The sequence below is a fragment of the Parasynechococcus sp. genome (genome assembly GCF_042954325.1).
In the GTDB taxonomy this organism is placed as follows: domain Bacteria; phylum Cyanobacteriota; class Cyanobacteriia; order PCC-6307; family Cyanobiaceae; genus Parasynechococcus.
The window spans coordinates 1-6,557 of the sequence record NZ_JBGKDS010000067.1 but is presented as its reverse complement, the minus strand read 5'-3'; the positions used below and the strand labels follow the sequence as shown (position 1 = coordinate 6,557).

Here is a 6,557-nt window from a genome sequence, read left to right as displayed (position 1 = left end):
ACCCAGTTGTTGGAGGAGCGCTTCAGCGGCGTCAGCGCCGTTCGGGTGCATCTCAGCGCCGATGAAATCGGCGCCTTCTGTTTTGAACCCGTAGAGCTGTCAGGGCATCCGGTAGGGTGATCGTTTGGCGTGGTGCTTTGCGGCGCCTTTGTCAACTCTCGGTCTCTTTCTTCCGTGACCACCCCACCATCCGAGGACACCACCACAGCCAGCACAACGTCCGAGCCGGAGTCCCCTCGATCAGGGAATTTCCTCGCTGCAACGTTTGATGAGCTGAAGCTCGTTGTCTGGCCCAGCCGCCAGCAACTGTTCAGCGAATCCATCGCTGTGATTTTGATGGTGAGTCTGTCGGCAGCAGCCATTGCCGCCGTCAGTCGATTTTTTACTTGGGGTTCCACCCAGATCTTTCGCTGAGATCCGTCGGTTTTCTGCTCTGAAGCTTCGTATCCACCGTGCCTGACGACCTGACCACACCGGATAACGCAGAGGTGCTCGATCTGCCGGCGCCCAACGATGGCGATGAGGGCACGTTGATGTCCGACACCGGTGCCAAGACCGCTGTTGCTCGTTGGTATGCCGTGCAGGTGGCGTCCAGCTGCGAGAAGAAAGTCAAAGCCACCCTGGAACAACGGGCGGTCACGCTTGGCGTCAGCAATCGGATCCTTGAGATCGAGATTCCCCAGACCCCAGCGGTCAAACTGAAGAAAGACGGCACCCGTCAGTCCACGGAAGAAAAGGTCTTCCCCGGCTACGTGTTGGTGCGGATGGTGTTGGACGAGGACACGATGATGGCGGTGCGCAGCACCCCGAACGTGATCAATTTTGTGGGTGCTGAAGATCGCCGTGCCACCGGGAAGGCGCGGGGTCACATCAAGCCCCGGCCCCTGAGTCGTTCCGAAGTGGATCGCATCTTCAAGCGGGCGGCTGAGAAGAAAACCGTGGTCAAGGTCGACCTTGCCGAAGGCGATCAGATCCTTGTGACCGAAGGTCCCTTCAAGGATTTCCAAGGCGAAGTCATCGAGATCTCCGGCGAGCGCAGCAAGCTCAAGGCGTTGCTGTCGATCTTTGGCCGTGAAACCCCGGTTGAACTCGAGTTTTCACAGATCAGCAAACAGAGCTGACCCTCCGGCGGCCGTCTCCCTGCGGAGGACGGCCATTGGGGTGGTTCGCCACTCCGCCGCACCTTGCTTCCGGGCTCGGTGATCCGCAGTTGTCCAAACCCTCCAGCCGATGGCCAAGAAAGTCGTAGCTGTCATCAAGCTGGCCCTTCAGGCCGGCAAAGCCAACCCTGCTCCGCCAGTGGGCCCTGCCCTCGGTCAGCATGGTGTGAACATCATGATGTTCTGCAAGGAGTACAACGCTCGGACGCAGGACAAAGCCGGTTTCGTGATTCCGGTGGAAATTTCGGTCTTCGAAGACCGCAGTTTCACCTTCATCACCAAAACCCCTCCGGCGTCGGTGCTGATCACCAAAGCTGCTGGCATTGAGAAAGGTTCTGGCGAGTCCGCGAAAGGAAGCGTTGGTTCGATCAATCAGGCTCAGCTTGAAGAGATCGCCAAGACCAAGCTCCCCGATCTGAACTGCACCAGCATCGAGTCCGCCAAGCGGATCATCGAAGGCACCGCCCGCAACATGGGCGTCGCCATCAGCGACTGAGCGTCGCGTTCGTTTCACCAACCTCTACCGGGGGAGACATCGCTGATGTCGCCTGGACCCCATGCCTGTCATGCCAAAACTGTCCAAACGTCTGGCCAGCCTCGCCAGCAAAATTGAAGATCGGGTCTATGCCCCGCTCGAGGCGATTGCGCTGGTTAAAGACAACGCCAACGCCAAGTTCGACGAGACGATGGAGGCCCATGTGCGCCTCGGCATCGATCCCAAGTACACCGACCAGCAGCTGCGGACCACCGTGGCGCTGCCCAACGGCACCGGTCAAAGCGTCCGCATTGCGGTGATCACCCGCGGTGAGAAGGTCGCTGAAGCCAAGGAAGCCGGTGCTGAGTTGGCCGGTGATGAAGATCTGGTCGAAACCATCGCCAAGGGCGAAATGGAGTTCGATCTGCTGATCGCCACCCCGGACATGATGCCCAAAGTGGCCAAGCTGGGTCGCGTGCTTGGACCCCGTGGCCTGATGCCCAACCCCAAGGCTGGCACTGTCACCACGGACCTCGCCTCTGCGATCAAGGAATTCAAGGCCGGCAAACTCGAATTCCGTGCTGACCGCACCGGCATCGTGCACGTGCGCTTCGGTAAGGCCAGCTTCACTCCGGACGCCCTGCTGGAAAACCTGAAAACGCTTCAGGAAACCATCGATCGCAACAAGCCCAGCGGCGCCAAGGGTCGCTACTGGAAGAGCTTGTATGTCACCTCCACGATGGGGCCATCGGTGGAAGTGGATGTCTCCGCTCTGCAGGACATCGCTCAAGAGGGCTGAAGCCTCTCCTCTATAGTTTCAAATTGGCGAAAGCCAAATCGGGCATGCGCCCGGCCATAGACAGCAGGTTTTGATTGGGCGGATCACGATCCGCCCTTTGATGTAACCCCTGCCGAGGCAAACGCGACACGATTTTTCCCTTGGGATTGGATCAGGACGCGGCCTCGTCTCACTCGCTGAGATTCGATCGGCCGCTTGCCCTGCTTGTTCCTTCAATCCGATCCAATCACCATGGGCCGCACTCTGGAGAACAAGCAACAGATCGTCGGAGAGCTCAAAGAGCTCCTCGCCGAGGCTGAGCTGGCATTGGTTCTTGATTACAAGGGCCTCTCCATCAAGGAAATGTCTGATCTGCGGGGTCGCCTGCAGGCCAGCAACAGCGTGTGCAAGGTGACTAAAAACACCTTGATGCGTCGTGCCATTGATGGCGACAGCTCCTGGGCCAACCTCGATTCCTTGCTGAGCGGCACCAACGCTTTCGTCCTGGTTAAGGGCGATGTCGGTGCCGGTGTTAAGGCTGTTCAGTCTTTCCAGAAGGAGTTCAAAAAGTCTGAGACCAAAGGCGGCCTTTTCGAAGGCAAGCTTCTGTCTCAGGACGAGATCAAAGCCATTGCTGACCTCCCGTCCAAGGAGGAACTCATGGCCCAGATCGCCGGTGCAATCAACGCGGTGGCCACCAAGGTCGCTGTCGGCATCAACGAGGTTCCCTCCGGTATGGCCCGGGCACTCAACCAGCACGCCGAAGGCGGCGAAGGCTGAGTTCGCTCTGCCACCACGATTTTTCACTGATCTGTTGCTGATTTTCAACCATGTCTGCAAAAACCGACGAAATCCTCGAATCGCTGAAGTCCCTTTCCCTGCTTGAAGCTTCCGAGCTGGTCAAGCAGATCGAAGAGGCCTTCGGTGTGTCCGCAGCTGCATCTGCCGGCGTCGTCATGGCGGCTCCTGGCGCTGCTGGTGGCGGTGGTGAGGCCGCTGAAGAGAAGACCGAATTCGACGTGATCCTGGAAGGCTTCGACGCCTCCGCCAAGATCAAGGTCCTCAAGGCTGTCCGCGAAGCCACCGGTCTGGGTCTGGGCGACGCCAAGGCTCTGGTCGAGGCTGCCCCCAAGGCCGTCAAGGAAGGTGCGTCCAAGGACGATGCCGAAGCCCTCAAGAAGTCCATCGAAGAAGCAGGCGGCAAGGTCACCATCAAGTGATCGCCGGTCGGCTTCGGCCGACGTTCTGTTGATTCCGCAGCCGGTCCTTTTGGGGGCCGGCTTTTTTATGCCGTGGGTTGGTCGTGCATTAAAAAAGCCCCGCCGAAGGCGGAGCTCGTTGTAGTGAAACGCTTTCGGGAGTCTGTCCTTGTTTCGACCCCGAAGAGGCGCTATGCACTCCTCACACATCTGGAAACTAAAACAAAACACTCCAGGGGCAAGTGGGGTGCTACCTCTCTGTTGATTGGCACAGTGCCAGTTTCGCCGCTCAGGGTCGGTACGGAATCACCTCGAGGCGAATCGGACCGCCGTTGCCCCCTGGTGTGCCGGGTTGCAGCGGTGCCTTGGGCCGTCCGATGCGCGTGAAGCCGGCGGACCGGCTGGAGGCTCCCGCTTGCGCGAGGAGTTGATTCACCGGCGTTGGATTGGCGAAGTACAGATGGTTCAACGTGCGCCCTTTGTAGACCCGTCGCTCCAATTGCCAGCCGGGATCGAGTTTGATCAGAACAAAGCCGTTGCGGTCACGGGCTGGGATGTCCGCCTGGCCGAGCTGCAACGGAGCGGCCTGGTCCGGGTCCATGGCTTCGAGCCGTAAGGTCCGACCGGTGGCCACCAGTCGCAGGCGGAAGCGCTTGGCCAGATCCTGGCCGCCGCTGCGCAGGGAATACCCGTTGCTGTCGAGATAGCGGCTGCAGATCCTCGAGAAATTGAAGGTGTTCAGGGTGGGGTCGATCAGTCCGTCCGGTCGCGGCGTCCAGCAGCGGGGGCGTTGTTTGATCTGCTCCAGCACCAGCAGCTTCCAGTTGTCGCGGCCGACGGGTCGTCCCAAGATGGCAAAGCGCTCCTGGGACAGTGGTTTGCTGTCAAAGAGGTTGCGGGCCAGCACCGGTTCACTCGGCACCAGGAGGCTCGAGGCCAGTCCCATGCCCAGCGTTGCCAGTGCCCGGAGGTAGGTTCGCGGCATGTGCGGGACGGTGAGAGCCCGTGTTCTACCCAATCGTTGCCGGGGGGATCAATGGCTGAGAGTCGGGGACGTGTCGTGGCTGCTGCCACCGATGGTGCCTGTAGCGGGAATCCAGGCCCCGGGGGTTGGGCTGCACTGCTTCGCTATGAGGACGGCAGTGTCGAAGAGTTCGGTGGTCACGATGGGGCGACCACCAACAACCGGATGGAACTGAAGGCGGCTCTCGAACTGTTGCAGCGCTTGAGCGACCTGCCGCGACATCCCGATCTAACCCTCCGCACAGACAGCAAATATCTGATCGACGGCCTGGGCTCCTGGATGAAGGGCTGGAAGCGCAAGGGCTGGAAAACGGCAGCGGGGAAGCCGGTGTTGAATCAAGATCTCTGGCAGGCCTTGGACCAGGCTCGGCTGACGGATGTGCCGCTGACGTATGTCAAAGGGCATAGCGGTGACCCGGACAACGATCGGGTGGATCAAATCGCTGTGGCCTATTCCCGGGGTCTGCAACCCAGCTTGCGCCAGCCTGGAGATGGACCGGCGGCCGCGGCGGCGTCAACGTCCAAGGTCCAGTCGAAGGCCGAGCCAGCGTCTGCCCCTGAGGAGGCTGCCCCCGCTCCGCTGGTGGGATTGCTCAGCCGTTTGGAGTTGGCGGATCGCCTGGCCACCGGTGGCTACAGCCTGTCGTTGATTGAGCTGGCCCAGTTGGTGGAGCAGCCCCTGCGGCAACTGGAATCGCGCTCGGAACCTTGGCGATGGCGCGATTGGCTGGTGGAGCCCATCGGCACCGATCGCTGGAGGCTGTACCGCTCCGAGGCAGGATCGGAACAGACCTGAGGCACAGCATGGCGTCGACCAACCCGGCTGGACCGCTCAGCAGCGGCGCGTTTTATCAGCGCTGGCTTGGTCCTGTGCTGGCCCGTGATGATGGTCTTGATGCGGAGCAGCTCTCCCGAACGGCGTTGACGGCCCTGGCTCAGGCGAGCCTGCGTCGCCGTTGGCCTGGGGTGTCCACGGTGCTCGAGGGTGTGGCGGCTGACCTGCAGCGCCGTGATCTGCGCCTGGAGCAGGTGTTGTTTGGCTGTCGTTTCGCCAATCCGGTTGGCCTGGCCGCTGGCTTCGATAAAAACGGGGTGGCCGCTGGCATCTGGGATCGGTTTGGTTTCGGCTTTGCTGAGGTGGGAACGGTCACCTGGCATGGTCAGCCCGGCAACCCTCGCCCGCGCTTGTTCCGTCTGGCGGAGGAGCAGGCGGCCCTCAACCGGATGGGGTTCAACAACGATGGAGCCCAGGCGATGCTCGCCACCCTGGAACGCCAACGGCTGGAGGCGCCGGGTCAGCGCCCGGCTGTCCTGGGCATCAATGTGGGCAAGTCCAAGGTCACATCGCTGGAGCAGGCCCCGGACGATTACGCCTCCTCATTGGAACTGTTGGCGCCATTGGCGGACTACGCCGTGATCAATGTCAGTTCGCCGAATACCCCTGGGCTGAGGGATCTGCAGGACACGGTGCAATTGCGCCGTTTGGTGGAACGGCTGCGGCGCCTGCCGGCCTGCCCGCCCTTGCTGGTGAAAATTGCGCCGGATCTGGATGATGAAGCGATCAATGGCATCGCCCGGCTGGCCTTTGAAGAGGGCCTCGCCGGGGTGATTGCTGTGAACACCAGCCTCAATCGCCTCGGCCTGGAGCAACGCCGCTTACCGCAGACCGGGCGCACCCTCGCCGAAGAGGCCGGTGGGCTCAGTGGAGCACCGTTGCGTCACCGTGCTCTGGAGGTGATTCGCCGGTTGCGGGCTGGCGCCGGACCAGCATTGCCCTTGGTGGGAGTGGGCGGCATTGATTCCCCCGAAGCGGCCTGGGAACGGATTGCGGCCGGGGCCTCATTGGTGCAGCTGTACACCGGCTGGATTTTCCAGGGTCCGGACCTTGTGCCGCGCATCCTTGAGGGGTTACAGCAACAACT

The 6,557-nt window shown here is 61.2% G+C and carries 9 protein-coding genes; 8 read left to right on the top strand and 1 reads right to left on the bottom strand.

The window, feature by feature from the left end:
• Positions 1 to 174 precede the first annotated feature (174 nt).
• The 6 genes from secE to rplL all read left to right on the top strand — a co-directional run bounded on the left by secE (position 175) and on the right by rplL (position 3,633).
• Positions 175 to 414, top strand: coding sequence for a preprotein translocase subunit SecE (gene secE / locus ACGVKB_RS08755; RefSeq protein WP_392351178.1), 240 nt, complete (start codon positions 175 to 177; stop codon positions 412 to 414).
• A 38-nt stretch (positions 415 to 452) separates the two neighbouring features.
• A complete protein-coding gene (nusG, locus tag ACGVKB_RS08750) occupies positions 453 to 1,121 on the top strand; it encodes a transcription termination/antitermination protein NusG (protein WP_392351176.1) in 669 nt (222 codons plus the stop codon).
• Between the two features lie 109 nt (positions 1,122 to 1,230).
• Positions 1,231 to 1,656: a 50S ribosomal protein L11 gene (rplK, locus tag ACGVKB_RS08745; protein WP_392351174.1), complete on the top strand. Its 426-nt coding sequence runs from the start codon at positions 1,231 to 1,233 to the stop codon at positions 1,654 to 1,656.
• A 70-nt stretch (positions 1,657 to 1,726) separates the two neighbouring features.
• Positions 1,727 to 2,434 (top strand): 50S ribosomal protein L1, encoded by a 708-nt coding sequence (gene rplA, locus ACGVKB_RS08740; protein ID WP_392351172.1) that lies wholly within the window; start codon positions 1,727 to 1,729, stop codon positions 2,432 to 2,434.
• Between the two features lie 231 nt (positions 2,435 to 2,665).
• Complete coding sequence (gene rplJ, locus ACGVKB_RS08735; protein WP_392351170.1) at positions 2,666 to 3,193, top strand: 50S ribosomal protein L10; 528 nt, start codon at positions 2,666 to 2,668, stop codon at positions 3,191 to 3,193.
• Positions 3,194 to 3,243: 50 nt separating this feature from the next.
• Entirely contained in the window at positions 3,244 to 3,633 is a 390-nt protein-coding gene (gene rplL / locus ACGVKB_RS08730) for a 50S ribosomal protein L7/L12 (RefSeq protein ID WP_392351168.1), read from the top strand.
• A gap of 268 nt (positions 3,634 to 3,901) precedes the next feature.
• On the opposite strand, the gene ACGVKB_RS08725 is transcribed toward rplL, so the two are convergent.
• Positions 3,902 to 4,597 (bottom strand): DUF3747 domain-containing protein, encoded by a 696-nt coding sequence (locus ACGVKB_RS08725; protein WP_392351166.1) that lies wholly within the window; start codon positions 4,595 to 4,597, stop codon positions 3,902 to 3,904.
• Between the two features lie 51 nt (positions 4,598 to 4,648).
• Here ACGVKB_RS08725 and ACGVKB_RS08720 point away from each other — a divergent pair, with 51 nt between their 5' ends.
• Both ACGVKB_RS08720 and ACGVKB_RS08715 read left to right on the top strand, forming a co-directional pair.
• Complete coding sequence (locus ACGVKB_RS08720) at positions 4,649 to 5,431, top strand: ribonuclease H (RefSeq protein WP_392351164.1); 783 nt, start codon at positions 4,649 to 4,651, stop codon at positions 5,429 to 5,431.
• Between the two features lie 8 nt (positions 5,432 to 5,439).
• Positions 5,440 to 6,557 (top strand): quinone-dependent dihydroorotate dehydrogenase (locus ACGVKB_RS08715; protein ID WP_392351162.1); only part of this gene is annotated, 1,118 nt, incomplete at its 3' end.